Raw genomic sequence first — 911 nt, forward strand, 5'->3', positions numbered from 1 at the left:
CGCACCCCGCCATCGCGGCGAACGGACTGCGCAAGTCCTACGGCGAGAAGACCGTCCTCGACGGGATCGACCTGACCGTCCCGGAGGGCACCGTGTTCGCCCTGCTCGGGCCGAACGGCGCCGGCAAGACCACCGCCGTCAAGATCCTCTCCACCCTCATCACCCCCGACGGCGGCCAGGCCCGGATCGCCGGCCACGACCTCGCCACCCACCCCCAGAAGGTCCGCGCCGCGATCGGCGTCACCGGCCAGTTCTCCGCCGTCGACGGCCTGATCACCGGCGAGGAGAACATGCTCCTCATGGCCGACCTGCACCACCTCCCCAAGCGGGAAGGCCGCCGGGTCACCGCCGAACTCCTCGCCCGCTTCGACCTCACCGACGCCGCCAAGAAGCCCGCCTCCACCTACTCCGGCGGCATGAAACGCCGCCTCGACATCGCCATGACCCTCGTCGGCGACCCCCGCGTCATCTTCCTCGACGAACCCACCACCGGCCTCGACCCCCGCTCCCGCCACAACATGTGGCAGATCATCCGCGAACTCGTCACCGGCGGCGTCACCGTCTTCCTCACCACCCAGTACCTCGAAGAAGCCGACCAACTCGCCGACCGCATCGCCGTCCTCGACAACGGCAAGATCGCCGCCGAAGGCACCGCCGAACAGCTCAAGCGCCTCGTCCCCGGCGGCCACGTACGACTCCGCTTCACCGACCCGGTCGCCTACCAGGCTGCCGCCTCCACGCTCGTCGAGGTCACCAGGGACGACGACTCCCTCACGCTCCAGATCCCCAGCGGCGGCAGCCAGCGCGAACTGCGCTCCCTCCTCGACTGGCTGGACTCGACCGGCATCGAGGCCGACGAGCTCACCGTCCACACCCCCGACCTCGACGACGTCTTCTTCGCCCTCACCGGC

At 70.0% G+C, this 911-nt stretch carries 1 protein-coding gene; it reads left to right on the plus strand.

Translation table 11 applies throughout. The features are described 5' to 3' along the window. Nucleotides 1-11 precede the first annotated feature (11 nt). On the plus strand, nt 12-911 hold a 900-nt coding region (locus OO54_RS40900), incomplete at its 3' end, for an ATP-binding cassette domain-containing protein (RefSeq protein ID WP_051787926.1).

Origin of the sequence: Streptomyces wedmorensis, assembly GCF_000716445.1 — a bacterium.
GTDB classification, from domain to species: Bacteria; Actinomycetota; Actinomycetes; order Streptomycetales; family Streptomycetaceae; genus Streptomyces; species Streptomyces wedmorensis.